Annotated in this window: 35 protein-coding genes and 1 pseudogene; 26 read left to right on the top strand and 10 right to left on the bottom strand. The window is 61.6% G+C overall.

Annotation, left to right across the window (positions count from 1 at the left end):
- Positions 1-5: 5 nt before the first annotated feature.
- Positions 6-650 carry a class I SAM-dependent DNA methyltransferase gene (locus V6X63_RS07920; RefSeq protein ID WP_367978570.1) on the bottom strand — a complete coding sequence of 215 codons (645 nt, stop codon included), beginning with the start codon at positions 648-650 and terminating at the stop codon, positions 6-8.
- 150 nt (positions 651-800) lie between these two features.
- Between V6X63_RS07920 and V6X63_RS07915 the strand changes: the two genes are divergently transcribed.
- The gene (locus tag V6X63_RS07915; protein WP_367978569.1) at positions 801-1187 is read left to right on the top strand and encodes a DUF302 domain-containing protein; all 387 of its coding nucleotides are present in this window, start codon (positions 801-803) and stop codon (positions 1185-1187) included.
- 19 nt (positions 1188-1206) lie between these two features.
- On the opposite strand, the gene V6X63_RS07910 is transcribed toward V6X63_RS07915, so the two are convergent.
- On the bottom strand, positions 1207-1758 hold the full coding sequence (locus tag V6X63_RS07910; protein WP_367978568.1) for a histidine phosphatase family protein: 552 nt from the start codon (positions 1756-1758) through the stop codon (positions 1207-1209).
- A 263-nt stretch (positions 1759-2021) separates the two neighbouring features.
- On the opposite strand from V6X63_RS07910, the gene V6X63_RS07905 reads away from it, so the two are divergent.
- A complete protein-coding gene (locus V6X63_RS07905) occupies positions 2022-2252 on the top strand; it encodes a hypothetical protein (RefSeq protein ID WP_367966471.1) in 231 nt (76 codons plus the stop codon).
- A 92-nt stretch (positions 2253-2344) separates the two neighbouring features.
- On the opposite strand, the gene V6X63_RS07900 is transcribed toward V6X63_RS07905, so the two are convergent.
- Positions 2345-2797: a phasin family protein gene (locus tag V6X63_RS07900; protein ID WP_367966472.1), complete on the bottom strand. Its 453-nt coding sequence runs from the start codon at positions 2795-2797 to the stop codon at positions 2345-2347.
- Between the two features lie 152 nt (positions 2798-2949).
- Here V6X63_RS07900 and V6X63_RS07895 point away from each other — a divergent pair, with 152 nt between their 5' ends.
- A complete protein-coding gene (locus tag V6X63_RS07895) occupies positions 2950-3294 on the top strand; it encodes a hypothetical protein (protein ID WP_367966473.1) in 345 nt (114 codons plus the stop codon).
- A 43-nt stretch (positions 3295-3337) separates the two neighbouring features.
- Here the strand turns inward: V6X63_RS07895 and V6X63_RS07890 are convergent, their stop codons facing one another.
- Positions 3338-3676 carry a tRNA-binding protein gene (locus V6X63_RS07890; RefSeq protein ID WP_367966474.1) on the bottom strand — a complete coding sequence of 113 codons (339 nt, stop codon included), beginning with the start codon at positions 3674-3676 and terminating at the stop codon, positions 3338-3340.
- A gap of 281 nt (positions 3677-3957) precedes the next feature.
- Between V6X63_RS07890 and V6X63_RS07885 the strand changes: the two genes are divergently transcribed.
- The 3 genes from V6X63_RS07885 to V6X63_RS07875 are packed head-to-tail and all read left to right on the top strand — an operon-like array spanning position 3958 to position 5974.
- The gene (locus V6X63_RS07885; protein WP_367966475.1) at positions 3958-4752 is read left to right on the top strand and encodes a hypothetical protein; all 795 of its coding nucleotides are present in this window, start codon (positions 3958-3960) and stop codon (positions 4750-4752) included.
- A gap of 8 nt (positions 4753-4760) precedes the next feature.
- Complete coding sequence (locus tag V6X63_RS07880) at positions 4761-5114, top strand: copper resistance CopC family protein (protein ID WP_367966476.1); 354 nt, start codon at positions 4761-4763, stop codon at positions 5112-5114.
- The gene (locus tag V6X63_RS07875; protein ID WP_367966477.1) at positions 5114-5974 is read left to right on the top strand and encodes a CopD family protein; all 861 of its coding nucleotides are present in this window, start codon (positions 5114-5116) and stop codon (positions 5972-5974) included. The genes V6X63_RS07880 and V6X63_RS07875 overlap by 1 nt, the downstream gene beginning before the upstream one ends.
- A 21-nt stretch (positions 5975-5995) precedes the next feature.
- Here V6X63_RS07875 and V6X63_RS07870 read toward each other — a convergent pair whose 3' ends face one another.
- From V6X63_RS07870 to ggt, 3 genes are all read right to left on the bottom strand, one after another.
- Positions 5996-7114: a hypothetical protein gene (locus tag V6X63_RS07870; protein ID WP_367966478.1), complete on the bottom strand. Its 1119-nt coding sequence runs from the start codon at positions 7112-7114 to the stop codon at positions 5996-5998.
- A 95-nt stretch (positions 7115-7209) separates the two neighbouring features.
- On the bottom strand, positions 7210-7881 hold the full coding sequence (locus V6X63_RS07865; RefSeq protein WP_367966479.1) for a GNAT family N-acetyltransferase: 672 nt from the start codon (positions 7879-7881) through the stop codon (positions 7210-7212).
- Positions 7882-8076: 195 nt separating this feature from the next.
- Positions 8077-9690 (bottom strand): gamma-glutamyltransferase, encoded by a 1614-nt coding sequence (gene ggt, locus V6X63_RS07860; RefSeq protein ID WP_367978567.1) that lies wholly within the window; start codon positions 9688-9690, stop codon positions 8077-8079.
- 230 nt (positions 9691-9920) lie between these two features.
- On the opposite strand from ggt, the gene V6X63_RS07855 reads away from it, so the two are divergent.
- A complete protein-coding gene (locus tag V6X63_RS07855; RefSeq protein WP_367978566.1) occupies positions 9921-10508 on the top strand; it encodes a YqiA/YcfP family alpha/beta fold hydrolase in 588 nt (195 codons plus the stop codon).
- A gap of 1 nt (position 10509) precedes the next feature.
- Here the strand turns inward: V6X63_RS07855 and V6X63_RS07850 are convergent, their stop codons facing one another.
- Positions 10510-11256: an SIMPL domain-containing protein gene (locus V6X63_RS07850; RefSeq protein WP_367978565.1), complete on the bottom strand. Its 747-nt coding sequence runs from the start codon at positions 11254-11256 to the stop codon at positions 10510-10512.
- Positions 11257-11406: 150 nt separating this feature from the next.
- On the opposite strand from V6X63_RS07850, the gene V6X63_RS07845 reads away from it, so the two are divergent.
- The 10 genes and pseudogenes from V6X63_RS07845 (at position 11407) to V6X63_RS07800 (ending at position 17437) form a co-directional block, all read left to right on the top strand.
- Positions 11407-11619: a type II toxin-antitoxin system Phd/YefM family antitoxin gene (locus tag V6X63_RS07845; RefSeq protein WP_367978564.1), complete on the top strand. Its 213-nt coding sequence runs from the start codon at positions 11407-11409 to the stop codon at positions 11617-11619.
- A gap of 48 nt (positions 11620-11667) precedes the next feature.
- Positions 11668-11742: pseudogene (locus tag V6X63_RS07840) on the top strand (SEC-C metal-binding domain-containing protein); the annotation flags it as partial.
- Positions 11743-11787: 45 nt separating this feature from the next.
- Positions 11788-12708, top strand: coding sequence for a hypothetical protein (locus V6X63_RS07835; protein ID WP_367967880.1), 921 nt, complete (start codon positions 11788-11790; stop codon positions 12706-12708).
- A 151-nt stretch (positions 12709-12859) separates the two neighbouring features.
- Positions 12860-13630: a hypothetical protein gene (locus V6X63_RS07830; protein WP_367966484.1), complete on the top strand. Its 771-nt coding sequence runs from the start codon at positions 12860-12862 to the stop codon at positions 13628-13630.
- Positions 13631-13644: 14 nt separating this feature from the next.
- Entirely contained in the window at positions 13645-14691 is a 1047-nt protein-coding gene (locus V6X63_RS07825) for a hypothetical protein (RefSeq protein WP_367978563.1), read from the top strand.
- A gap of 279 nt (positions 14692-14970) precedes the next feature.
- On the top strand, positions 14971-15264 hold the full coding sequence (locus tag V6X63_RS07820) for a hypothetical protein (RefSeq protein ID WP_367966486.1): 294 nt from the start codon (positions 14971-14973) through the stop codon (positions 15262-15264).
- Between the two features lie 140 nt (positions 15265-15404).
- On the top strand, positions 15405-15917 hold the full coding sequence (locus tag V6X63_RS07815; RefSeq protein WP_367966487.1) for an HD domain-containing protein: 513 nt from the start codon (positions 15405-15407) through the stop codon (positions 15915-15917).
- Between the two features lie 121 nt (positions 15918-16038).
- Positions 16039-16746, top strand: coding sequence for an alpha/beta fold hydrolase (locus tag V6X63_RS07810; protein WP_367966488.1), 708 nt, complete (start codon positions 16039-16041; stop codon positions 16744-16746).
- Between the two features lie 257 nt (positions 16747-17003).
- Positions 17004-17201 (top strand): type II toxin-antitoxin system HicA family toxin, encoded by a 198-nt coding sequence (locus V6X63_RS07805; protein ID WP_367966489.1) that lies wholly within the window; start codon positions 17004-17006, stop codon positions 17199-17201.
- Complete coding sequence (locus V6X63_RS07800) at positions 17198-17437, top strand: hypothetical protein (RefSeq protein WP_367966490.1); 240 nt, start codon at positions 17198-17200, stop codon at positions 17435-17437. Before V6X63_RS07805 ends, V6X63_RS07800 begins: the two co-directional genes overlap by 4 nt.
- Here the strand turns inward: V6X63_RS07800 and V6X63_RS07795 are convergent.
- Positions 17357-17659, bottom strand: coding sequence for an integrase core domain-containing protein (locus V6X63_RS07795; protein ID WP_367967827.1), 303 nt, complete (start codon positions 17657-17659; stop codon positions 17357-17359). The genes V6X63_RS07800 and V6X63_RS07795 overlap by 81 nt on opposite strands.
- Between V6X63_RS07795 and V6X63_RS07790 the strand changes: the two genes are divergently transcribed.
- From V6X63_RS07790 to V6X63_RS07765, 6 genes are all read left to right on the top strand, one after another.
- Complete coding sequence (locus tag V6X63_RS07790) at positions 17543-17788, top strand: hypothetical protein (RefSeq protein ID WP_367966491.1); 246 nt, start codon at positions 17543-17545, stop codon at positions 17786-17788. The two genes, V6X63_RS07795 and V6X63_RS07790, sit on opposite strands and share 117 nt — an antisense overlap.
- 345 nt (positions 17789-18133) lie before the next feature.
- Positions 18134-18412, top strand: coding sequence for a type II toxin-antitoxin system RelE/ParE family toxin (locus tag V6X63_RS07785; protein ID WP_367978562.1), 279 nt, complete (start codon positions 18134-18136; stop codon positions 18410-18412).
- A gap of 10 nt (positions 18413-18422) precedes the next feature.
- Positions 18423-18710 (top strand): HigA family addiction module antitoxin, encoded by a 288-nt coding sequence (locus tag V6X63_RS07780; RefSeq protein WP_367966493.1) that lies wholly within the window; start codon positions 18423-18425, stop codon positions 18708-18710.
- 375 nt (positions 18711-19085) lie between these two features.
- Positions 19086-19424, top strand: coding sequence for a hypothetical protein (locus tag V6X63_RS07775; RefSeq protein ID WP_367978561.1), 339 nt, complete (start codon positions 19086-19088; stop codon positions 19422-19424).
- Positions 19421-20119, top strand: a complete 699-nt coding sequence (locus V6X63_RS07770; RefSeq protein WP_367978560.1) for a hypothetical protein — start codon at positions 19421-19423, stop codon at positions 20117-20119. Before V6X63_RS07775 ends, V6X63_RS07770 begins: the two co-directional genes overlap by 4 nt.
- Before the next feature lie 92 nt (positions 20120-20211).
- A complete protein-coding gene (locus tag V6X63_RS07765; RefSeq protein ID WP_367978559.1) occupies positions 20212-21114 on the top strand; it encodes a cation diffusion facilitator family transporter in 903 nt (300 codons plus the stop codon).
- A gap of 89 nt (positions 21115-21203) precedes the next feature.
- On the opposite strand, the gene V6X63_RS07760 is transcribed toward V6X63_RS07765, so the two are convergent.
- Positions 21204-21845: a DsbA family oxidoreductase gene (locus tag V6X63_RS07760; protein ID WP_367978558.1), complete on the bottom strand. Its 642-nt coding sequence runs from the start codon at positions 21843-21845 to the stop codon at positions 21204-21206.
- Positions 21846-21955: 110 nt separating this feature from the next.
- On the opposite strand from V6X63_RS07760, the gene V6X63_RS07755 reads away from it, so the two are divergent.
- The 3 genes from V6X63_RS07755 to V6X63_RS07745 all read left to right on the top strand — a co-directional run bounded on the left by V6X63_RS07755 (position 21956) and on the right by V6X63_RS07745 (position 24629).
- A complete protein-coding gene (locus V6X63_RS07755) occupies positions 21956-22462 on the top strand; it encodes a beta-class carbonic anhydrase (protein WP_367978557.1) in 507 nt (168 codons plus the stop codon).
- Between the two features lie 254 nt (positions 22463-22716).
- Positions 22717-22908, top strand: a complete 192-nt coding sequence (locus tag V6X63_RS07750; protein ID WP_367978556.1) for a hypothetical protein — start codon at positions 22717-22719, stop codon at positions 22906-22908.
- A 1229-nt stretch (positions 22909-24137) separates the two neighbouring features.
- Complete coding sequence (locus V6X63_RS07745) at positions 24138-24629, top strand: transposase (protein WP_367978555.1); 492 nt, start codon at positions 24138-24140, stop codon at positions 24627-24629.
- Positions 24630-24714: the final 85 nt, after the last annotated feature.

The raw sequence follows: 24714 nt of genomic DNA, 5'->3' as shown, positions 1-24714 counted from the left end.
ATCCCTCAGTCGCGCGGTATGCGGTAGGTGCACATCTTGCACGTGTTGCCTTCCTCGAGCTGGTAGGGCGTGTCATAGAAGCTCACCAGCTCCCATGCATCGGCCGTCTCCAGATCAAGCATGCGGCGACGGTAGCCGTACTCCTCGTAGGCCCCTTCCCGAATGGTGAAGACGATCACGCCACCGGGGCGGACGATGCGCACCAACTCGTCGAAGGCATCGCCGGTGACATGGCCGTAGGTGAAGGTGCCGGTACACACAACCGCGTCATAGGCGTCGTCGTCGACGGGCAGGTGCTGTTTCATGTCGGCCTGCATGCGTTCACCGTAAATCCCTTTACGCTGCGCCTGGGCGAGCATGTCCGCGGAGTAGTCGAGGGCGTCGATGTGGCGGTAACCCAGCTTGACCAGCTCCTCGCCCACCAGGCCGGTGCCGCAGCCGGCATCGAGGATTCGTGCGTCGGTCGAGCCACCCAGGGCCTCGTGGAGAGCCTTGGCCGTGGCAACATGAGCGACATAGCCAAACCGATCCAGCAGGTCGCTGTCGTATTGCTCGGCCCAGTCGCGGTAGGCGCTCATCAGCGCCTCGTGATCGGTGGCGTTATAGACCCGGTTGAGGATCTCCGTCTCAGTGATCTTCCGCTCGCTCATACCGCTCCTGTCTCAAGCTTCGATCGGACGACTGTACCGCGATCGTTTCAGGCTTTTCACGGGGTGCCCCGCCTCGGTAATTTCTCCGCGGTCAGGTCCAGCGTGCCGCAGGTGATAGCATCCCAGTCCGCACCAATAATGGAGACAAGCATGTCCTACACGATTAACCGGGTCATCGAGGATGCCGATTTCGAGGCCGTCGATGAGCGCACCCGCAAGGCGCTCGCCGATCACAGCTTCGGTGTGCTGACGGAAATTGACGTCCAGGGCACCATGAAGAAGAAGCTGGATAACGACATGGCGGGCTATCGGATCCTTGGCGCCTGCAACCCGGCCATGGCCTGGGAGGCCATCGGCGTCGAGCCGCGGGTGGGTGCGATGCTGCCGTGCAATGTCATTCTGCGCGAGGTGGCGGAGGGGATCGAAGTCAGCGCTGTCGATCCGGTCTCGTCCATGTCCGGGATCGATAACCCCGAGCTTACAAAGATCGCCGGAGAGGTCCGGGACCGGCTGGCGGTGGTTGTTGAGGCGATCTGACCCGGCAAGTGGCGCGGACTCAGGGCGGAAATGACCCGATGACACTCACTGAGCCGGTCTGATCGGGACGGACAACGACCCCCTCACCAGAGCGCACGCCCTGTCCGGTGATCGCCCGGATATTCACCTGGTGAGTCACAAGAACCGCCGGTGGGCCGTTGGCGAGCTCGCCAAGTAGGTGGCGCAGGTCGGAGACGATTTCGTCGCGCCGCTCGCGGGCCTGGAAAAAGCTGTTCAGCCCCGGGTGGGGCTGCGCCTCTGTCAGTGCCATCTCATCGGCCGTGTCCCGGCAGCGGCACCAGTAACTCGTGTACACAACGGCGTCTTTCAGGCCTTCGTCGCGGAGCTGCGCGCCAATGGCCCGAGCCTGCTGGCGGCCCTGTTCGGAGAGGTTCCTCTGGGTGGTGCAATCCGCCACATCGAATCCTGCCGGATCGCCAAATCCGGGCGCGATGGCATGGCGAAGCAGCAGGACATGCCCATCTTCCCGAAGTGCCTCGAATACGTCGTCGTCAGCCGTGACGCTGGTGCTTGCCAGCGCTGCCACCAATAAGAAGGCGAGGTATTTCATTGCAAGCCACCCGCCGTCGCTGCCTATGCCTGAGAGTGGTCATCATGCCAGAGCTCAGATTACCGTGGGCGGCTTTCCAGACCCTCGCATTCGCCTAGAGGCGCCCGATGTATTCCATCAGTCAAGCGGTAGCAACAACGGCTCGCTGGTCGGTGCTGACCGCGGAGCCTGCTGGCTGCGACGGGTTCACGGCGATAGGCTAGTGACATGTGGAGGCAATGCGAAATAGAGCTTGCCCGTCTTTCCAGGATCGGGAGGGCATCGTGACATCGCTCATCTATAACCGCAGCGTCTGGCTGGCGCTGCTCCTGGGTGTCCTGGGCGGTGTGCGCATCTGGGTCATGGCCTCCACGGGCGTGGCCGCATTGCCGCATATCCTGGCGGCACTGACCCTGCTCATCCCGGGGGTTTTCTTTGGCGTCGCGCTGCGCAGCCCCTGGCCCGCTGCGGCCGGCCTGCTGGGCGTGGTGGTGATCGAGCTTTCGTTGTCCTGAAGGCCTGATCCGGCATGTGCATATAAAAAACCGCCGGTCGATGACCGGCGGTTCAGAAGGTCCGGACTCATGTCCGGCTGGGCAGGCGGCTGTTAGCCGGCCTTGGCCGTCTTCCGGGCCGGAGCAGCCTTCTTTGCCGCGGTCTCGGAGACGGTCTGGACACTGGACTCGACGAGCTTGCGGGTCTCGTTGACGAAGTCCTGGTTCATCGCGACGACCTTCTCGGCATCGCCCTTGACGCGCTCGCCCAGATCCTTGGCCACGGCCTGCTGCTTCTCGGCGTACTGCTGGAGTGCCGTGGTGTCCTTGATGTCGAGCGCGGCGCGGGCCTGCTGGAGGCCGATCTCGCTGTAGGTGCGGGCGGCTTCGATCTGCGCCTCGATCATCTTCTCGGCATAGTCCATGGCCAGCTTGGCGTAATCGCGCGTCGGCGCCATGAACATCTTCTCGGCCTGCTCGGTGTACTTGGTAAACATCTCGTTGTTCATCATGAAGTCGTTCATCGTATTGCCCTCATCGGTCTTGCTGCATGTTAAGACGGCCATTCCGTCTTGTTGCAGCGCAATATATCAAGGCCGCTTGTGCGACGCAACATTTTTTTCGCGACGCGTTGGTAGCGACCGGCATCGTCGGATGTGTTCCAATCAAGCCTTGAGCGGAATTCCGAACAGCCACTTCTAAACTGGATCGCAACCTGATGCCCAAACAGACCATTGTCTTCGGTGTGCTACTGATCATTCTCGGGGTCGGCGCCTATTTCTTCTCCGGCAGCCAGACGGCGCTCATGCCGGCGTATCCGGGCCTCCTGCTTGTGGTCCTGGGTGCGCTCGCAGGCGCTTTTCAGAATGCCCGGCGCCACTGGATGCATGCAGCCGCTGCCGTTGCCTTGCTGGGGGCACTTGCGCCCGCATCCGCATTAGTGGTGAGGGCGGCGCAGATGAGTCCGCTGGCGCTGTTGGTCAATGTCGGGATGCTGGGGCTCTCTGCGGTACTGCTGGTTCAGATGATCCGCTCGTTCATTGCCGCGCGCCGGTCCGCCTGATCCCGGAATCGCCTCGGTCGATGCCTCCATGCTCATCGGCCGTTCAGATGAGGCGGTTTCCGTTGGGGACGACGGTGTCAGGGCCGCAGAGCACGATGGCTCCGTCCTCGCGATGAAATCCGGTGACCAGGCATTCGGACATGAAAGGCCCGATCTGCTTGGGCGAGAAGTTGACGACCGCAAGCACCTGTCGACCCATCAGGCTCTCGGGGTCATAGAGGTCCGTGATCTGGGCGCTAGACTTGCGCTCGCCGATCTCCGGGCCGAAGTCGATGCGCATTCTCCAGGCGGGACGCCGGGCCTCCGGGAATCCCTCGACACCAATGACAGTGCCGACCCGCAGTTCGACGCGGGCGAAGTCTTTGAACTCAATGGTCTGCATGGGGGCGGTCTCGGTGGGGTGGACGGATCAAAGCCTAATCAGTGCGGCGAGGTGTCACAAGTAGACGATGCTGGACGAGACGCCAGGGCCCTGCCGCTTAGGACGCAGAGCAAGGCGCTGCCACTGGTATCATTACCGGCATGTGGATTCAGCGCGAAATACAGGTTGCCCGTCCCCGAACGCTGGTGATCACCTTCGCGGGTGACCGTCAGCGGAACGGGTCCGGCTGAAGCGACGTCATCGAATTGTCTCGATACGAACGGCTCATCACAGAGGGCGACGTGCTGCGCCGACAGCAGGTCCTTCTGCTGGGCGCGCCTACCCTCCTGTTCGCCGTCGCGGCCTATGCGCTGTCGGAGAGTCCTGCCAATGGACTCATGTCGGCTTCCCTGGCGCTGGTGCTCACACCGGTCAGCCTCCACGCGTTGCTGCTGTTAGGATCAGTGAAATATCGGGTTGCATGGCGGCGATCGTGTCAGGTTCGCGCCGAACGGATTCGGCTGCAGCAGGCGTTGGCCGACCGCTTTGACGCGTTCCGTGTCCGGGCGAGGGGTGAGTCGTTCAAGAAGGCGTATGGTCTTGCCGGGCGCGATATGCGCAGCCTGGAGGAGGCCCTCGCCGTCGGGATGTACCGCGAGCGACGCGAGGTCTTCGTCACCGCCTTCATGCGCTCGGGTGTGGTCGTGCGTGTCACCGCCTCGATCGGCTCCTCGTACCGGTGCCGGCCGGCGGATGATCCGGCGAAGTGGCGCGATCACGTCGACCGTCTGCGGTGTGATGAGGTGCGCCAGTACCACAATCACCCTGTCCACGAGGGCAGCACAACACCCTCCGATGGAGATATTCGAAGCAGCAGGCAGTTCGAGAGGCTACTCGGCCCGCACGCCTCGAAGCTGCGGTCGTTCATCATCTGCTGGAATCGCGTGGGAGAATGGCGGGTCATTGAGTACAACGCCCGGAATGAGCACTGGATGCATTACGAATTCGATATTGCCCGACAGCGCGCGGGGTTGTGTGAACGGCACGGTGAGTCAAGACTGTGGCGTCACGGCCGTGGTCCGACGAGCAACCGATGAGGTCAGCGATGAGAACACTCGCAGCGCTTTTTATCACCGTGGCGGTCGCATGGGGCCCGGTGGCGCTCGCTCATTCCGAGCAGCGCGCCACCGTGCCGGCGGATGGAGCACAGCTGAAGGCGCCACCACCGGTCATCGAGATCGGTTTTGATGGCGAGATGCGGATCATCAGCGTCACGCTGACAAGCGCCGCCGGTGAGGCATATGACATTGAGCCGCGCAGCGGGCGGTCCGCCACCGATACGCTGACGGTGGACCCGCCGGAGCTGCCGGCAGGCGACTATATTCTCGAATGGCGAGGGCTTGCCACGGACGGGCATGCGATGTCTGGTGAACTCAAGTTTTCGGTCATGGATCATTGATGTTGGATGGGCTGGCGGTGCTGGTCCGCGCCGCCTTCTACGCCGGTGCGCTGCTCGCGGCCGGCTCGGTGCTGTGTCTTTGGCTGCTGTCAACATTGCCCACCCAGGTGCGACAGAGACTGCGGGTGGTCACGCCGATTGCCGGGCTCGTGGCCCTTATCGCGGCCGGGTCGGGCGTGGCGCTGGAGGCGGTCTTCCTCGCGGGGAATGACTGGACCGCTGCACTGGATGGCGAGCTCATCGGGTTCATTCTCGATGGGCCAAAGGGACTCTCGCTCGCTGTTCTCCTTGCGGGGCTTATGCTGAGCTCGCTCATCTGGCTCCGGCGTCTGGCGGCCGACTGGCTGGCGCTCGCCGGTGTATTCGCCATCGCCGTGAGCTTCGGGCTCACCGGTCATACCTGGACCGCACCGGGCCTCCTTCTGAATGCCCTTGTCACCCTGCATATGCTCCTGCTCTCGTTCTGGCTGGGCGTCTTTATCCCGCTCTACCGGATGAGCCACGGCGATCTGGTGCGGGCCGGTGCGGTGGCGCATCAATTCGGGCGTCAGGCGGTCTGGGCCGTTGCCGGGCTCGCGGTCGCCGGGCTGATTACCCTGCACCAGCTGACGGGCGGGCTGGTCGCCGCACTGGCAACGCTCTACGGCCAGATCTTTGCGGTAAAGCTTTCTCTCTTCGTGCTGGTCATGGGCTTTGCGGCCTATAACCGCCTCCGGCTCACGCCGGCGCTGATGCGAGGTGAGTCGGCGGCCGCGGACCATCTGCGCGGCTCACTGATGCTGGAGTCGGTCCTGCTGCTCGGGATTCTGTTCGTGACCGCCACCGTGACCACAGTGACCGGGCCCGGCGCGTCCATGTGACGAGGCCGCGGGATGCGGTTGTCAGCGAACGGCGGGGGTCCTGACGATCAGCGTCCAGGCGGCACCGCCCATCAGCTGCAGGAGAAGCAAAGTGCCCATGGCCATCGCTTCGCCGAGGGCATGGGCAAGGCCGGCCACGCCCAGAGAGAGCACGATACTGGCGACCCTCTGCACAAGGGTGAGTCCCGCAAATACCTGTGCGGTATCGCCCTCTCTGGAAAAACCGAAAAGCGCGGCGGATTCGATGGCCTTCAAGCCGTTAATGGCCACGCCGATCAGAGCAAAGGCAAGCATCCCGAGCCAGAAGGAGCCCGTCATTCCAGCCAGGCATGCATATAAAAGCGCTGCACTGGAGCCGATCGCGGTGACCGACGAGACAGCGACAATGAGCCCTTTGCGTTGATGATCGAGAAGCCGGAAAAGCCGACTGCCGGAGACCTTGCCCAGCGTCAGGCTCGCGATGCAGATAAGGATATGCGCGCTCGAGGTCTTTCCGGAGGCGATGAACATGGCCAGAAAGGCGGGGGCCAGATAGACGGACGGTAGCAGTGCGTTCGCCGTTGCGAGTCTCCTCAGGGAGCGGTCCTTGACCAGGGATAGCGTTCCGTCCGTGTCATGTATCTGCCGGCTCGGCGCCTTGATCTGCCCGAGGGGTTCAGCCAGAGGCATAAGCGCAAGGATTGATCCGAGCGCCGCGATCCCGCCAAAGACAACGTGAAAAATCGCACTCGTACCCCCGTGCTGGCCACCGACCGCCGCGAACTGAACGGCAGCGATCAGCACGGTCAGTAGTCCTGCATACATAAGGTAGGTGGAAACCAGCCCGGAGACCCGCTCGCGGCCGACGATCCTTGCCATCAGCAGGCGGGAGGCACTGCCGGCGGTGCCATCGGCAAAGCCGAGGAGGGTGACACCGATCAGCAATGCGATATAGATCGGATATCCGCTGAGAACAGTCGCCAGCAAACCCAGCGCGATCCAGACCAGAAGCCAGGAAAGCTGCGCGGTGATCAACACGGGTTTCAAGCGGCCCCGAGCATCGATCCAGCTCGCCAGGGTCTTGCGCGAGAGAAGCAGCGCCACATCCCAGAGTGGAAGTGCGAGCGCAGTAAGCAGGTAAGGCGATCCAAGTGAACCCATCAGCCAGGGGAGAAAAACACGGGGACTCAGCAGGTTCCATCCCGCATTCTCGCCAGCCCGATTGACAATGAGGCTGCCCCGCGAAGTAGGCCGGTTCACTGATGCGCGTCCTCGAGGTCGGAATCGGCCATAATCTGGGGATCGGCGGCCATTTGAGGCGCCAATGCGGCATTGAGGACTGTCAGGTCATCCGGACTCGTAAGGAGGGAACGCGAAGATGGCGGGATCTGCGTGGCATTCGCCAGCGTGGGTTCCTGGGTCAGACGACAGACCCAAAGGGAGCGAAGAAGCTGGCGGTCGAAGACCACTCTCCGGTCGATCCTGACAAAGCCGCTATCCTTGTAGACCCGCTCAATCGCCACATTGTGGGGGTGCGTGGTTGCAAAGCACAGGTGATACCCCAGTGATCTTGCGGCGTTGCTCCGATGGATCATCATTTGCCGCCCGATGCCGATGCCGCGGTAACCTGGCGCAATCAGTGCGTGCCGGCCGTAGCAACACCGGTCTGGGTCGGCGCCCATCCGGTCAATGTATTCATGCCAGAATTCGATCGTGGTCGATTCGAAGCCAAGGAGCAGGAACCCGATGAGTGCTCCATCATTCCAGGCAGCGGTGATCATACCCCGATCGGAGAAGAAATCTGCGTAGAAGTCAGGGTCGCGCAGATACAGGTAGCCGGGCCGGTCTCTCTCCGCCTCCACCAGCGCCAGGATTTTTGACAGGGCCTGGTCTTTCTCCGATGAAGGAACCGTTCGAATCGTGATCATTTGATTGTTGGAGACCGCTTGGTGCCGGGAGACCAGTGAAATTATCCGGCGGAATATGTTGTGGCGGCCGATTTTTGTCAAGGCGCCCTAGCAGACCCTGATCCGCATCCTCGGCGCGGATCTGCCGGCCAGTAGCAGTAGCAGTACTAGTAGTAGCAGGAGGAGAGGGGGTGGCAGCCGCGTGCCCAACGGCCGCTACTCTCCCTGGGATGGCGGCTGTGCCCCACCGACCGTCCCCTCCCGGCGCGGATCGGCGGCGCCGCGGATGTCGCCATCGGGCAGGCGCTCGATGCCATGGAGTCCGCTGGTCATGGAGTCGATCTCGATCTCATGGCCCAGCGCCTCCAGGCCGGGGACCAAAGCTTCGGCGTCGGTATCGGCCTCGATCTCCGTCCTGCCATTGCGGTTGACCAGACTCCCGCTCCTGATCGCCGCTTCAACGTCATGGCCCTGCATCAGGACATCGGCAACGCGCTGCGCCACATAGCCAATGATGCGCGTGCCCCCCGGTGAACCGATGATCAGCCGCGGCTGCTTGTCCGCGTTAAACGCGATCATCGGAGACATTGATGAGAGGGGCCGCTTGCCGGGCTGGATCCGGTTCGGGTGAAGCCGTCCATCGGCCGCAAGGGGGTCGAAGCGGAAATCCGTCAGCTGATTGTTCAGCAGAAATCCGTCCACCATGAGGCGGGAGCCGAAGGGCATTTCAATGGAACTGGTCATCGAGACCGCATTGCCCTGAGTATCGAGCACACTGAAATGACTGGTCGAGTGTTTGATCAACTTGCCATCGCTCATGGCGCTGTCCGGCTCGCTCAGGCCCGGGGCCGCCTTACCCATCGATTGCGTCGGTGATATCAACGCCGCGCGCTCGGTCAGATAGCGCTCACTCAGCAGGGTCTCCACCGGGACCTCGACGAATTCGGCATCACCGAGGTATTCATTCCGATCCGCAAAGCCGAGGCGTGAGGCCTCGAGCAGTAAGTGCGCCCAGGTCAGCCGGCTCATGTCCTCGGTCCCGGCGCTCGCGATCTCCAGCAGGCTGAGGATCTGTAAGACGGTCATGCCGCCACTGCTCGGCAGCGGCATGCCGCAGATCTCGTACCCCGCGATGGATCGGCAGACCGGCGCCCGCTCAACCGCCCGGTAGTCCGCCATGTCCTCACGGGTGAGCTCGCCGCCGTGGGCCTGAACCGTCGCCACGATGTCATCGGCGATGGCGCCCTCGTAGAAAGCATCCGCACCCTGGTTGGCAATCTCGGTGAGCGTCTCCGCGAGGGCGGGATTGGTCAGTCGCGTCCCCGCGCGCAAGGGCGCGCCATCGGGGAAGAAATACCCGGCCATTGGCTCGAACAGATCCAGCCGCAGGTCAATGCGCAGCATTTCAGCGAGGCGGGGTGTGACCTCAAAACCCGCTTCGGCCAGGCAGATCGCTGGCTGAAAGAGCGTTCTCCATGGCAGTTCGCCATGCTGCTCATGCACCAGCTCGAGCATCCGCAGGCTCCCGGGTACGCCAACCGACTGCCCGCCGGGGACCGCCTCCAGGAAGTCCATCGGCGTGCCGTCTTCGGTGAGAAAGTGGTCGGCCCTCACTGCGGCAGGCGCCGTCTCGCGCCCATCATAGGCCTGCACGTCGGCCGTTTCGCTGTCGTAATGCAGCAGAAAAGCGCCGCCGCCAATGCCGCTTGACTGCGGTTCCACCAGGGTCAGCACGGCCTGTATGGCGATTGCCGCATCAATGGCGGCGCCGCCGGCCTCGAGCACCTCGACACCCGCCGCCGTGGCCAGCGGATGGGCCGCCGCAACCATCCCGGGCTGCGGTCTCTCGTCGGCCTGAGTCGTCGCCGCGACGAGCAGTAAGCTGCAACAAAGAAGGATGAGGCGCCAGCGGGTAAGGGGCTTTGAGGTCATGGGCACTACCACTGAATCACCGGATCGGTCCGGCAAGTTGTTCGTCAATCAGCTGCTAGCGTCGCGCACCCCTGTTGCCCGGCGCAACGGGCGGACAGGACGGGGGTGGGCAAGGCACAATGCATCGCATGACGCTGGATATCGAACTGCAGTACCTGCACGGCTTCAACTCCGCCGCGCTCCAGACGGACACAAAGGTCATCGAGCTGCGGCGCCGGTTTGCCGTGCGGCTGATCAACTACGACAGTTTTGCGCCGAGGGATGCCATCATCGAGCAGATCGAGGCGGCCATGCGAGCGCAGGGCCCGGTCGCGTTCATCGGGACTTCGCTGGGCGGCTACTACGCAGCGATGATGGGAGCCCGCCATGGCTGCCCGTCGGTCATGATCAATCCCAGCACGGATCCCCATTGGGGTCTGAGTCATTACCTGGATCAATGGCTGCCAAACCCCAAGCTGCCGGATCTCCCCCCGCGCCGGCTGACGCCAGAGGCCGTGGCTTCATACGCCGGGCACGCGCTATGCCCGGATCCGGACGACTACGCCATCCCGCCGAAGCTGATCGTTGACCTGGCGGATGAGCTGCTGGATAACCGCGCCACGCTGCGGGCGCACGGCGGGCTGGGTGAGCCTCTGGCGTTCGAGGGCGGTTCGCATCGCTTTGAGCACATGGCCGAGGCACTCGGGCCGATACAGGATTATCTCTCCCGCCGTTGATTCACGCTGAGGGTGGTTCGAGGAAAAAGACCACCGTCACCCGGGCATGGTCGGTCACGGTATCGGGCTCGATTGAGGGTTCGCGTGTCGCATCGTCTGGCCCGGTGGCGGCGAGCGTCGCCGAACGCATGGGACGGGGCGAGGGTGCACTCACTTCGTGGATGCAGAGCGCCTCGCCAATGGACTGGCCGAGTGCGTCGGCCATGGTCTCCGCCCGGGTCCGGGCGTTCCTGATCGCCGCGGCGAGGGCCGGATGAGCATCCGCGCCGCCCTCGGGTCGCGCCGTGTAGTTCTCGAGCGACAGCGAATCCGGTTCGGCATCGGTCAGCGTCTGCATCCACGCGCCCGCCTCGTCCACCGGCACATCGGTGAGACGAAGCATCCGCGTTGCCACAAAGCCGGCAAGGGTCCTGTCCCCATCGTCATAGCGCCACTGCGGGGTGATTGAGGCGTTGGCGGCGACCAGGCGGATGGGCTTTTCCGTGTCTGCGCGCAGGCGATCGAGCAGTGGTCCAAAGCGTGCCTCGAGGGCATTGCTGGCCGCGGCGCTTGTCTGGGCGCGCTCCATAAAGCGGGCATGAATATCGACATGGGTGGCCGGGCGTTCGATCCGTGCCTCGCCTTGCGCCGTCAGCGTTGTGACGTCATCGACGCACTGCGTGGCGGGCTGGGCCTGCACGGCGTTCCCAAGGCCGAGGAGGGCGGCCATGGCGATCCAGAAGCGATGACGGCAGTTGATGCGATGCATGAGACCGGTGCCTTTCCGTGACGCTGATAGCGCTTATCCTCGTGGGGTGCGGGCCGGGACGCAAGGCAGGATTGGAAATTGCCTGACGGCCCATTTGCCGTACTCGTGGAATAGCGCACAATTGGGGGTCCCATACGTGAGGGATGCGTCATGGCCGGGATTACAGCAACTGAGGCGTGCAGCAGGCTTTCTCAATTGATTGAGGAGACCGCCGAGTCCCATCAGCCCGTTATTATTACGGGCAAGCGAAACAGCGCCGTCCTGGTTTCCGAAGAAGACTGGTCTGCAATTCAGGAGACACTGTTCCTGCTTTCCATACCCGGTATGCGGGAATCCATTCATGAGGGGATGGATACCCGGTGAATGGATGCGATGCAGGAGAGCCACTATGAATGACCAGCTGCGGAGGCAATGATGTCCGTAGACAAGATCGGCCGGAATGATCCATGCCCGTGCGGCAGCGGGCTTAAGTACAAGCGGTGCTGTCTGCACAACAGCCCGGCGCAGCGACCGGGCGGGCCGGCCAGTTTGGTGACAGAGGAGCTCCAGCAGGCCATTGGCGACCGGCAGTTCGCCTCCATTGAAGAGGCGCAGGCGTTCGTGAAGTCGTTTCAGGAAGAACGCAACCATCGCCCCGTCGATGATTTCCGCGGCTTATCCGCTCACCAGGTGCATCGGCTCCTGCACTTTCCGCTGGACTCACCCGACGAGCTTCAGGTCAGCACCGTGCTTGGAAGTGAGCCGGAGGCCCCGCTAGCGCGGCTGTTCGGCCTGCTGGCCGAGGCTATCGGCGAGAAGGGGCTCAAGCCCACCGCCAAGGGCAACCTCCCGCGCAATGCCTGCCGCGAGATCATGCAGGCTCGGCTTGGCGAGCGCGGTTACGCCAATTACACGCGCTATGGGGGCATTAATCGGGAGGATGACGCGCCTGAGCTGCACGCCACCCGCGTTGTCGCCGAGTTGGCCGGGTTCGTGCGCAAGTATCGCGGCCGGTTCATCCTCTCCCGCCCGGCGCGCGCCATGCTGGCCGCCACGGGGCAGCGTGAACTCTACCCCCAGCTTTTCCGGACCTACGCCACCGAGTTCAACTGGGCGTATCGCGACGGCTTTGCATCAATGCCTTTCGTCCAGCAGGGCTGGGCGTTCACGGTCTACCTGCTTCATCTCTGGGGCCACCAGCAGCAACCCGCCACCTTGTATGCCGACGCCTTCCGCCAGGCGTTTCCGGCCGTCGACATCGAACTGGAAGAGGACCTGCTGTACCGCTCCCTGGAGGATACCTGGCGTTTCCTCTACACCGTGCGGAGTCTTGAGCGCTTCGCCGATTTCACGGGCATCGCCACGGTCGATATTGAGCGCGGCGATATCCTGACGTATCCGAAGATGATCAATGTGCAGGCGACGCCGCTGCTAAGCAGGCTGACTCACTTTCCTTCCGTCCAGCGCGGATAATCCAACCGGCTGACCGGCCGCATCGACGTGGATCCAGCAGGATCACTTCACGTACGGCCAAGGATTTCTCTGCGACATCACCTGACGCAGGCACCCACTACGGTTTCCTTCGACAACAGCCCGCACGTCAAATCATCGAAGGAGTGATGCAATGCACAAGGTGGTGCTCGTTTCAATCGCAGGCGCATTTCTTGCCTATGGATGCAGCAGTGGCGGTGGTGGTTCAGCCGACCCAGTTGACTGGAGCACGCTCAAGGTCTTCGGCGACGGCGCGGGTGTTGCACGGCTCGTGGACTCCGAAAACGGCAGTCAGGCGCTTTTAATCGGCCCGAACATCACATCGATCGTCGAGGCCGCCAATGACGACGAAGTTGATGACTCCATCGCCACATACAGTGACTTTGCCAAGGTCAACACGCTGCAGTATTCAACGGTGCGTGAGGGTACCGTGACCGTCGATGGAACGACGGCCAACGTCACCTTCTACGAGGACAACAGCGGTGTCTCTGGAATTGCGCTATTCGAGCTTCCCGGACTGGCAAGGCTGGGGCTCGTCACCGGGACCCGGATGACCGGCAGTCCGACCGGCACCTTTGACTATGTCGGCACGCATGGCGCTCGAAATCGGAGAACCGATGCCATCGAGATCGGTACATTCGACATGACGATCGATTTCGACAGCGGCACCTTCGTTTATGACGGCGACACCGCGAGCAGTACGCTCGACGGCACGGGGAGCGTCGATGTCGAAAACGCACGGTTTGCCTCATCGAACCTGTCATTCACGGCGAATGGCTATAGTCAGACGGCATCAATGCGCGGGCTCCTGCATGGCGAGGATGCCGAGGGCGTATCAGCGATATTCCACACAAACGAGAGTACTCCCTTATTTGATGGGGCCGCGGCCGGTTCGAAAAAATAATCCCATTGAAGGTGTTGAAGTCCCTCCTCGGGCTACTCGCGTTGATGGCCATGCCGGCCGTCAACGCGAGCTGTCTTGCGGTTGATGGTAATGAGCGGCTGACCAACTATTGCCTGAGTGCGCGTTCAGCCGATGCGGCGATCCCGCTCGACCTGGCAAAGGTGATTGACGCGCGGATCAAGTATGAAGGCTATGACGACGGGCTCGGTTTTGAGCAAGTGGTGGCCCCGCGCCGGTTCTCGCCGCTATTCATGCCGTTTTTCGAATATGAAAGGAACATCAACGGCGGCAATCCGGCGGAGCCCCTGGAACTCGGCAACGTGACACTGATCGGCGACCCGGATCTCGAGCGGAAAGACGGTCTTGTATACGGAGCGGGCGTTGGTCTGGCCGGCCGTTGGCTGGTCGGTGAAGGGCGATACCTTGACTACTCGGCGATCGCCACAAGGAGAGAAGCAGTCGACCACAACCTGAATATTGACGGGCGCTTCTTATCGATCTGCAGCAAAAATCATATCGGTTCATGGCGCTATATCGACGCATGCGCGAGACGGTACGGCGAGGAAAAGCGGCTGTCGGATGCCGAAGTCGACCGGGTTACCGTCTCCCTGAGCCAGATGCTCAGCTCCAACGGGCGTACGCATCACATCGTCTCGCTTGAACCAGGCCGAATAATCACTGATGACTATCGGCAAAACCAGATACGAGCATCCCTCGAGACCGTTTACGGCAATGGCAGCATGACCAATATCTCCTTTCTGTATGGAGAGGATAAGGACGCGCATGTGGCGACCCGGCATCAGGCCCGCGTCGGCTATCAGGGTTGGGTGGCTGGCCTATTGGTCGGCCTGACAGCGACACGCAGTGAAACCAACGAGACAACGTTTCTGGGCTACGAGCGGGCGGATCGTACCGACCAGATCATGGTGAAATTCAGCTTGTCTGAGCGCGTGGACCTTGAACTGGGCTACACAAAGAGTGACAGCACGATCAACTTCTTCGATTATGCGGGGTTTACAGGTGGGCTCTCTATATCGCCGTTTTTTCTGGGGGGCGATTAATCGGCCTACACGAGAGGGATACGACCATGCCGACGCATAAATCGGCCCTCATCGGACACGGCGGCTGCGCCGCAACCTGGGCCAGGTGCAGGCCTGGCCAACCGCACCCACGAGCCCAGCGGCGGAGCGGCGTCAAGTTGACGCCGTCTGCGACACCAGATGACGCCGATGGCCACTAGGATGACGTCTGCAGGGAGCACCCCGGTCTGTAATGCCGGGTTCGGCCAGGGAAGGCCACCCTCCATCGCCCGATACACAGCACCAGCACCGGAGGTCATCTTGAGTACCACCAACCGACAGGGCAAAAGCAATCCGCTGCATGCGATTCTTGCCTCAGACCGGATGACGCGCCTCGGGTACTCGCTGGAAGAGGTTAATGCCTATCTGCGCGAGACGCCGTTCGACGAGCTCGTCCAGTCCAACTTCGAGGCGCTGGAGGCGCGCTTCGCCGCCGAGGCGGCTGGCGACAGTGAAGAGGCCCGGGAGCGGCGGGAGCTGGCGGAGGCGATCATGCGCTCGTCGGCCGGGCCGAGCGATGCGGAAAGCAAGGATGACGGGGACGATAAGGATTAGCCGGTGCGCCGGCACCTTGCCAGCACGGAGGTGACCGTCATGCCCCGGATTGTCGGCAGACTGCTCAGGTGAGGGTTGAATGGTCCACGATTGCGCTGCAGGGTCTTCAGGCAACGACGTTTCTTGAAGCGAGGCCCGACTTGAATCAATTGACCATCGCCGAGGCGCTCTCCGCCGCAGAGCGCGAGGCCGTTCTTGAGTACACCAGCGGCTGTTTCGTGTTGCCCGCCCACAGCCCGCATGGGCCCGATCACTGGCAGCGGGTGCGCTACAACGGTCTGTTATTGGCTGAGGCAACGGGTGCCAATCGGCGGGTCATCGAGCTGTTCGCCTTTTTCCACGACAGCTGTCGCGAGACCGATGGCTGGGATATCGAACACGGGCCGAAGGGCGCCGAGCTGGCGCTTGCCTACCATGCCGACGGTCTGCTGCCGGCCAGTGAGGCGGAACTCGATCTGTTGGTGATTGCCTGTCGCGGCCATACCGTCGAGCGCACGCATGCTGATGCCACGATCGCGACCTGCTGGGACGCCGATCGCCTGGATTTGCCGCGGGTGGGGATAACCGTTGATCCGGCTTATCTATGTACCGACGCCGCCAAGGACCCGATGCTTATCCGTGAGGCAGAGGAGAGGGCGTTGGGAAGCCGTTAAAAGGCTCCGCTATCCCGTTATCCACGTCGGGCATCAAATCCGCTTCAGCGGCAGGAATAACCGCGTCCTGGAGTGGCCCCGGGGGCATGAAACCGCCTGTTCGCTGGGGATGGAGGACCGTATGGCTGATGAATTCCGGGTGATCGCCTTTGATCGGCCCGGATTCGGGTATTCGGACAGCCTCGGCGAGCCGCTCAGCCCGATGAAGCAGGCTGAGCTCCTTCGCAGTGCCGCGCAGGAGCTCGAGGTTGATCAGCCCATCGTGCTCGGTCATTCCTATGGCGGCGCCGTGGCGCTGGCTTGGGCGTTACGCGCAGATGATGAGATTGCTGGTCTGACGCTGCTCGCGCCCGCGTCCCATCCATGGCCCGGTGAGCTTGGATTCTGGTACCAGTTCTCTGCCTCGGCCCTTGGGCAGCATGTCGTTTTGCCGATGATCTCGCATGTGGTTCCACAGCGCGTGGTGGAGGGGTCGCTTGAGCGCATTTTCCATCCCAACGAGGTGCCCGACGGGTATCTGGATCATCTGGGGTTCGAACTCACGCTCAGGACCCGCCAGATGCAGATCAATGGCCTGCAGATCGACCGTCTGGAGGGCTATCTGGAGGACATGGTCCCGAGCTATCCCACGCTGACTGTGCCCATTGAGGTCGTGCATGGGCGGGCCGATCGAACCGTTGGTTTGAAATACCATGCCGAGCGCCTCGAGGCGGAGGTCGACAGCGTCAACCTCACTCGCGTCAAAGGGATGGGTCATATGCCGCACCACGCGGATCCCGAACTCGTCGCCGAGACCATCCGCCGCACTGATCTTTCCCACCGGCAGTGAACACCTCAGTAAGTTAGTAGACTGGAGGTGAACCATGGCAACGACGGCTATAGCGCCGAGTGCGTATGACATCCCTGACGACATCCCGCAGTCGACGCGGGCGCTCCGGCGTGTTCATTGGTTGGGTGACCTCCATGCCAACTGATTATTTGTCCAGTACGGTTATGGCACGAAAACGCGCCGTCAAAGTGATCCAATCAGGGTGGAAGCGGTCCATTCACTGTTATGCGATTGAATGAACCAGCCGGGGAGGCGCCGTGCCGCCAAAAGTCAGGGAGCTGATTAAATCACTCAAGCAGGCGGGCTTTGATAATCGCGGCGGTAAGGGGAGCCATCGGAATTTCGTCCACCCGAATGTGTCAAAGCCTGTGACGATTTCTGGCAAGCTTGGAGACGATGCCAAGAAGTACCAGATACGGGCCGTAGAAAAGGCGGTCCAGGAGGCCCAGAAATGAAGGAAAGCGCCCTTTACGCCAAGATTGTCGAGTGGTCCGAGGAGGACCAGTGTTTTGTGGGCAGCGCACCGGGTTTGCTATATGGCGGGTGCCATGGCACAGATGAAAAGGAGGTTTTCGCCGAGCTTTGCCAGATCGTAGACGAAGCCATCGAGCTATACCACCAAGAAGGCAAACCACTTCCGCCCCCTACCGCTGGCCGTGATCTTGCCAATGCCTTGCAGCAAATCGCATAACAACAGGTTAACCGGACGCGGGCAATGAAGTGGACCCCGGATTTCGGACCAGGTGAGAAGTAAAGACTCGGAGGCTATCCTCGGCCCATTGCAGAGGAGCCTGAGGTGGACCTCAGCCGGGGTTCTTTGATCAAGCGCGGTATGTGGCCGCTCTGTGTTGTAGAAGTCGATGTAACTGCCGAGCCCTCGCTCCAGGGCAGTCGGGCTGTCGTAGCTCCGCAGGTAGATGTCCTCGTACTTCAGCGTTCGCCACAGTCGCTCGATCCACTCGGTGCTGGTGAACTGCGCGCCCTGATCGGTATTGAAGATCAGCGGCTGACCCTGATCGAGGGCCGCATTCAGCCTGACTGAGATGTGATCAGCCAGCGCTCAGCAACGATGAGCACCGCATCGTATATAAGTTCATGGACAACGCCTTGCTCATTGATCAGCTGCGTTCTCACTACTAAAGCAACGCCTGATCTGCCGAACTTTCTGGAGTTCATTGCCCGCCATCTGGCTGGCTGGCTGGCTGGCTGGCTGGCGTAATGCAGCAAAAAAGTGCCGCCCCCCGACGCCGCTGGACCGCGGCTCCGCTGAATGACTGGATAGCGCTGGCAAGTTACGCATGAATCGCCATAGGCGATCAGTGTGAAGGTGGCCCATGCACCCTAACGCATAGTTGATACCCGAAACGTTACAGGTTACAATCGCTACATGATTCGAAGCTTCAAGCACAAAGGCTTGGCCAAATTTTTTAGTTCCGGCAGCACCGCCGGCATACAGGCCGCTCATGCGAATAGGCTTCGACTGATTCTCGGTAGGCTGAATGCAGCCTCAAACGTCAATGATATGGACTTGCCAGGCCTTCGGCTGCACGAGCTCTCGGGCAATCGCGCTGGAACTTGGTCAGTGTCGGTCAGTGGGAACTGGCGAGTGACCTTCCGGTTCGAGGACGGAGACGCCGAGATAGTGAACTACGAGGATTATCACTGAGGTAGCACCTATGTTGATGCACAACCCGCCCCATCCTGGTGAAGTGTTGCGTGAGCTTTGTCTGGAGCCCATGGGGCTCTCTGTAACGGCCGCGGCAGAAGCATTGGGCGTCAGTCGGAAAACTCTGAGTGCTGTGTTGAACGGCAAGGCTGGCATTAGTCCAGAGATGGCTATCCGGCTTTCAATTGCGTTTGACACTTCGGCAGAGAGTTGGTTGAACCAGCAGTCTCAGTATGAGCTCTGGCATGCCGAACAGCACCGTAAAGCGCTTAAGGTAAAGAAGCTTGTCGCCGCCTGAGCAAGCCTAAATCGGTTGGAGCAGGCTGGCTCGGATGCATGTTCAAACGTCGCGCCGGCAGCGCCTTCCCTCCGACACCATATGACGGCCTTCACCAATAGGGTGGGGTTCGCATGGACTGCGCCGGTGCCAAATACCGGATCCGGCCCGGATACTCGCTGGACGAGGTCAATGCCTATCTGCGCGAGATCTCGTTCGAGGAGCTGGTTCAGTCGATGGGCATGATATGAGCTGCGCCGAACACATCACTTGACGGTGATCGGCGTTCGGCCGATAGTCGCAGCCAGTCTGGCCCACTCACGGGCCGGGGGGGATTTGATCCAGCTTGCCGCCCCCGCCATTCCGGCAAATGCGGCTAAAGCGGAGGCGCTTTATATGTCATCCGACAACCTGCCTTTCGACGGGCCCAACCGGGTCGTCCATGCCAACTACAACATCCGTTTCCACCCCATGCCGCCGGGGCCTGATATCGATACCGTCATCGCCTGGGTTCGCGAGAACGGGATTGAGGCTCGACTGTTCGACACCTTCGACGGTGGCGGCAGCAACGGCCTGATCCTCGAGTGCCGTCATGTCGACGACCTTCTGGCTTTCCAGCAGCGGTTCCTTGATGACGCGGACCGCCGCGGCTGGGCGGAAGATACTCGGGGTGGTCATCATCCGTTCCGGATCGAGGCCGGCGGCATCATCTTCACCAGGGAGGGGGAGCGATGAGCCTGGGCAATGCACCGGACTATGCGAGCATCCACCATTACTACGATCCGGTGGAGATCTGTTTTCTCTGCGATTACCTGCGCATGCCGCGGCCGGATGCGCTTAAATCGCGGCCATTCGAGGTCCGGCTTGATGATCGGGTCGGCCAGAGTCCGGAGGGGTTCATCCGGCCGGTGATCGGCGCCGGGGGTTCGGACATACTGCTGATCGAGAACTGCGTCGCCCGGCTCGCCCTCAATGCGATCGAGGATCGCCTGCCGCAGTGGTTCGCGCGCAGGGATGATGGCGAACTGGTGAGCTCCCGCGAATCCCAGTCCGGGCGCTCGAGCGGTGTGCCACTGCTGCCGACGTACCTTTTCAGCATCAACTGGGCGAGCACCGGCCCGGGCCTCGACTGGCCCGAGGACTATCACATGGGCTATCTGCCCGGCTTCGATGTGCTCGTGGTCACCGCCTCGCAGCCATCAACCGATGTCTACGCGTACCACGACCAGGCCATCGGCTGGTTTCCGGCCGCCGGTGATGTCGAGGCGGGCATCAGGGCGATCATCGTTGACTGGTGGCAGGCTCAGGCCTCGTGTCTGCAGGAACGCTGGGAGGAGCTGACCGGCGTGGGGCTGATCAACGGCGACGCGGAGCGCTGGGCGGATGAGGTGTGGTGCGAGGAAGAGGAGGAAGAAGAGGAAGAAGACTGATCTTGAGCGAGGGTGACGTCGCCTGCGACACGATATGACGTAGGGAGGCGGTGGCGACGCGCTTCGGGTGACTACGTTACCGTCAACACCTGATGTCACACGATCATAGCCACGACCATAGCGCGCATTTCGCCGCCCATAACCGCTCATTCGCCATCGCAGTGGGGCTCAATACGCTCTTCGTGGTGATTGAGGCGGTTTACGGCGTGATAGCCGGGTCGCTCGCGCTCATCGCCGATGCCGGTCATAACCTCAGCGACGTCATGGGGCTCACCATGGCCTGGGCGGCCAGCTGGATGGCGAGCAGGGCCGCCACCAACGCTAAGACCTATGGCCTGAAAAAGACGACGATTCTGGCGGCCCTATTCAATGCGCTGATCCTCATCGCAGCGGTCGGCGGGATCACCTGGGAGGCCGTGGGCCGGCTGACCGATCCGGCCGATGTCGCCGGACTCACCGTCATTGGGGTGGCGGCAATCGGAGTGCTGATCAACGCCATCACCATGCTGCTGTTCCTCAAGGGTCAGCGACGGGATATCAATATCCGCGGGGCATTCCTGCATATGGCCGCCGACACGGCGGTGTCGGTTGGTGTTGTGGTCTCTGGCACGCTGCTGGTGCTGACCGGGCTCGCCTGGATCGATCCCGTGGTGAGCCTCGTCATTGCGGCGGTGATCTTCACCGGCACCTGGCAGCTGCTCAAGGATTCGTTAGCGCTCGCCATCGACGCCGTGCCCCGGGGCATAGATCCGGCCGCGGTACGGGCCCGGCTCGAGGCGCTACCCGGTGTGAGTTCCGCCCATCATTTACATATCTGGGCGCTGAGCACGACCGAAAACGCGCTCACCGTCCATCTCGTCAAACCCGATCCCGAGGGCGACGACAGGCTCCTCAGCGAGGCTTCGGCCCTACTGGCCGAGGACTTCAACATCCAGCACACCACCATCCAGTACGAGCGGGACCATCGACAGTGCCCGACCGGTGGCGGTTGTTGAGTGATCGCGTGGGCGTCATGAAGCCGATAATCGTTCGCGATCCTGCGCATGCGCGCCCAGGGCCATTTTTGGGAATGTGGCCTGCATCGTTAGGTGTCGGCGATCTGTCGGATCGCATCGGCGAGGCGGTCGGGCGGCTGAGCGCCCGAAATCAGATAGCGTCCGTCGATGACAAAACCCGGCACGGCACTGACGCCTGCCTGCATGAATCGTTGCTCGGCCGCCCGGACGGTCTCGGCGTAGCGATCGGAGCGGGCGACGGCCTCGGCAGCTTCACCGTCCAGGCCAACCTGCTGCGCCGCCTCGCGCAGGACCACCGGATCTGATGGGCGCTTCGCTTCACCGAAATAGGCATCGAAGAGCGCCTGCTGCAATGCGGTTTCGCGGCCCTGTTCCGCGGCCCAGGCGAGCACGCGGTGGGCGTCGAACGTATTGTGCGCACGACGCGCCCTCGCACCATCGAAATTCAGGCCCAGGTCGCTGGCGAGCTTGATCATTTCGTCCTGAGTGCGCTCAACACTGTCGGCGTCCTGGCCGTATTTCCGGCATGGATGATCGAGTATCGGCTCACCTTCGGGTGGCATGTCCGGATTGAGCTCGAACGGCTGCCATGCGAGCTCGACTTCGATCTCGCCGTCGAGCATCTCCAGCGCCTGTTCAAGGCGTCGGTAGCCAATCGCACACCACGGGCAGGCGATGTCAGAAACCAGATCGATTCGAAGGTTCTGCATGATCTATCTCCTTAGACGCGCCTGGAATAAGCGGATGAATACTCGGTATTACTGGCCTGAAACGCTGGCTGATACGCTCGCAAACTCAATTATTTCAGGAACAGATCGCCATGAGTCGAGCCGACGAGTTTATTGAAGCGAACCAGCAGTACGCCAGCCAGTTCACGCAGGGCGACCTGCCCATGCCCCCCGGGCGCCAGGTCGCAGTCGTCGCCTGCATGGATGCCCGCCTCGATGTCTATCGCCTGTTAGGTCTCGGCCTCGGCGAGGCGCATGTCATCCGTAATGCGGGCGGCGTGGTCACCGATGATGTTGTCCGGTCACTCCTCATTTCGCAGCGTCTGCTCGGGACCACGGAAATCGTCCTGATCCACCACACCGACTGCGGCATGCTGACGTTCAAGGATGACGCGGTAAAAGCCGACATCGAAGAGGAGACGGGCCATCGGCCGGCGTTCGCGCTCGATGCATTCGATGACCCCCATGCGGATGTCCGCCAGTCGATCCGGCGGTTAAAAGCCGTCCCGTACCTGCCCAATCGTGAGGCTATCAGTGGGTTTGTCTACAACGTCGGTAACGGAACGCTGGAGCCTGTGAGCGAGTCGTCAGACGGATGACTCGCGGGCGCTCGGTGCAGCGGACGATGCGGGGCCTGAGTGCCGGTCTATCGCTATAACCGCCCGGTGCCGCCGAATGCCCCTATTCTCGAGGGGACCATGCGAGGCATTCCGCGGCGCTGGACTAGGACCGTCTGCGACACCATATGACGCCACATGCGACTAGATTGGTGCTGGCAGGGAGCGCCCCGGTTTGTACGGCCGGATCTGGCCAGGGAAGGCCACTATCTCTTGCCCAGTAAAGAGCAGCCGCCGTGGAGATCGCCTTGAGTAACATCCAACGCCAGGGCAAAAGCAATCCGCTGCACGCGATCCTTGCCTCGGACCGGATGACGCGCCTCGGGTACTCGTTAGACGAGATCAATGCCTATTTGCGCGAGACTCCGTTCGACAATTTCGTTGAGGCAACCCATACGGAAAACGAGCACGGCGTCGGCAATGGCTAGTCGCAGCGTTGATGAGGCCTGCCTTCGGAAGTGCTCTGTCTTTTATTGCTGGTAGGTTTTGTCTATCTGCTCTTTCAGCGCGCCTCCTGGCTGTTTTCAGGCACGATGGGTGCTATCGGATTTGATATTGGGGGATTGTCACGCTCTTCGACGGTGCCGGCGGTCCCGGGCTGAGCTCAATAGCGGTCGCCTCGCGGTCATGCGACTTTGTCGCTGCGCGCATGGAGTGAGCTATGCAACCCGCAACCTAAAAGTCTTAAGGAAGAGTGGATGTTATATAGAAAGTTTATGACGGTTTATTTCGGAAACCTTTAGGTCGCATTGCAGTCCGAATCCTCATCGTCGGAATCTTGCTTAATATTCAACGGCCCAACGGTTCGAGGAGCACAGAGCGAATGTCGAATAACCTTACCCTCGCTGAACAGCTTGCTCCTCTAAAGGAATCCCTATCTACAGTGGAACCCTATGATGCGGAGAAGCGTTTTGTTACAAACGCAACCGATCCGGGGTTTGCAAAACCAAGTTTTGTTAAGTGTAGACAATGTGGGCAAGAGCTGAAGAGCAAGAATATTTCGAGGCATATGCGAAGGGTCCATAGCAGGAGGTGGTCCGCTACTCAAGGAGCTGGTAGGAAGAGTGGCGCTGCAGTCGCTCACGGTAAACAACGGCAGAGAAAAAATCGCAGACTTAAATTTCAACGGAAGCGAAGTAACGCAAGCAGTATATATGCGCTCCCCAGGAGCCGCAGTTCCATCGCAAAAAGAAGCGACGCATGGCAAAAAATAAACCAGTCCGGATACCATGATGGGGCATCTGTTGCCGGATCAAACCTCAGGAAGGTGACTCGGTAAGATCGGCTACTTCATGCGACACCCTTTGTCGCCGTGTGGGTTTAAAGTCGATCAACATGGGTAGCGGTGTGCGTCAACAAAGCTTTCGTATTGCTAGGCCATTTCCAAGGTTTCGTCCAAGGTCAGCGAGACAACACCGACGGGGTGCCAGGTGCGGTTGCGGTCAGCCCATCGCCGGGGATTGACCGCCAGCTCATCCTCAACAGTTGTCGAAGCGTTTCCTGACCCGATTCCAGCACCGAGGCTTGTGCTCGGGGCCCGACGGTTAGAAACTCACGATTCGTGGACGATTTAGGATCCCCACCGTCATCCTAGTTTCCCGATGGTTGGGTGTGGGATTCTTGGAATCCGCACCCGGGGGGCTGAGTGAGGGTTTCAATGGGTTACTCAACCGAGCGCAAGCAGGCGGTGCTGCGCAAGCTGCTGCCACCGTATAACCGGACGGTAGCGGATCTGGCCAAGGAAGAAGGCGTCTCGACGGCGGCGATCTATCAATGGCGCAAGGCGACACGGGCCAAGGGCCAGTTGCTGCCCGAGAATAGCGCCGAGCCCGAGGGCTGGTCGACGCAGGATAAGTTCAACGCGGTGCTGGAGACCGCCGCGCTCGCTGAAGCAGAGCTTGCCGAGTACTGCCGCCGCCGCGGTCTGTACCCCGAGCGGATCCGGCGCTGGCGGGCTGCCTGCGGGCAGGCCAATGACCTCGCCGATGGCAAGGCCCGCGAGGACAGCGACGCCATGAAGACCGAGCGCCAGCGCAGCAAGGCACTGGAGCGCGAGCTCCGCCGGAAGGAGGCGGCACTGGCGGAGACCGCCGCGCTGCTGACTTTGCGAAAAAAAGCGGCCGCGATCTGGGGGGACGAGGACAAATGACCAGCATCCCGGATCGCGAAAGAGCCACTGAGCTGGTCGACGAAGCCCGCCAGGCCGGTGCCAGGCAGGCAGCGGCCTGTGCCGA

The organism is Spiribacter onubensis (genome assembly GCF_040838425.1).
GTDB classification, from domain to species: domain Bacteria; phylum Pseudomonadota; class Gammaproteobacteria; order Nitrococcales; family Nitrococcaceae; genus Spiribacter; species Spiribacter onubensis.
This window is presented reverse-complemented; position numbering and strand designations above follow the sequence as displayed.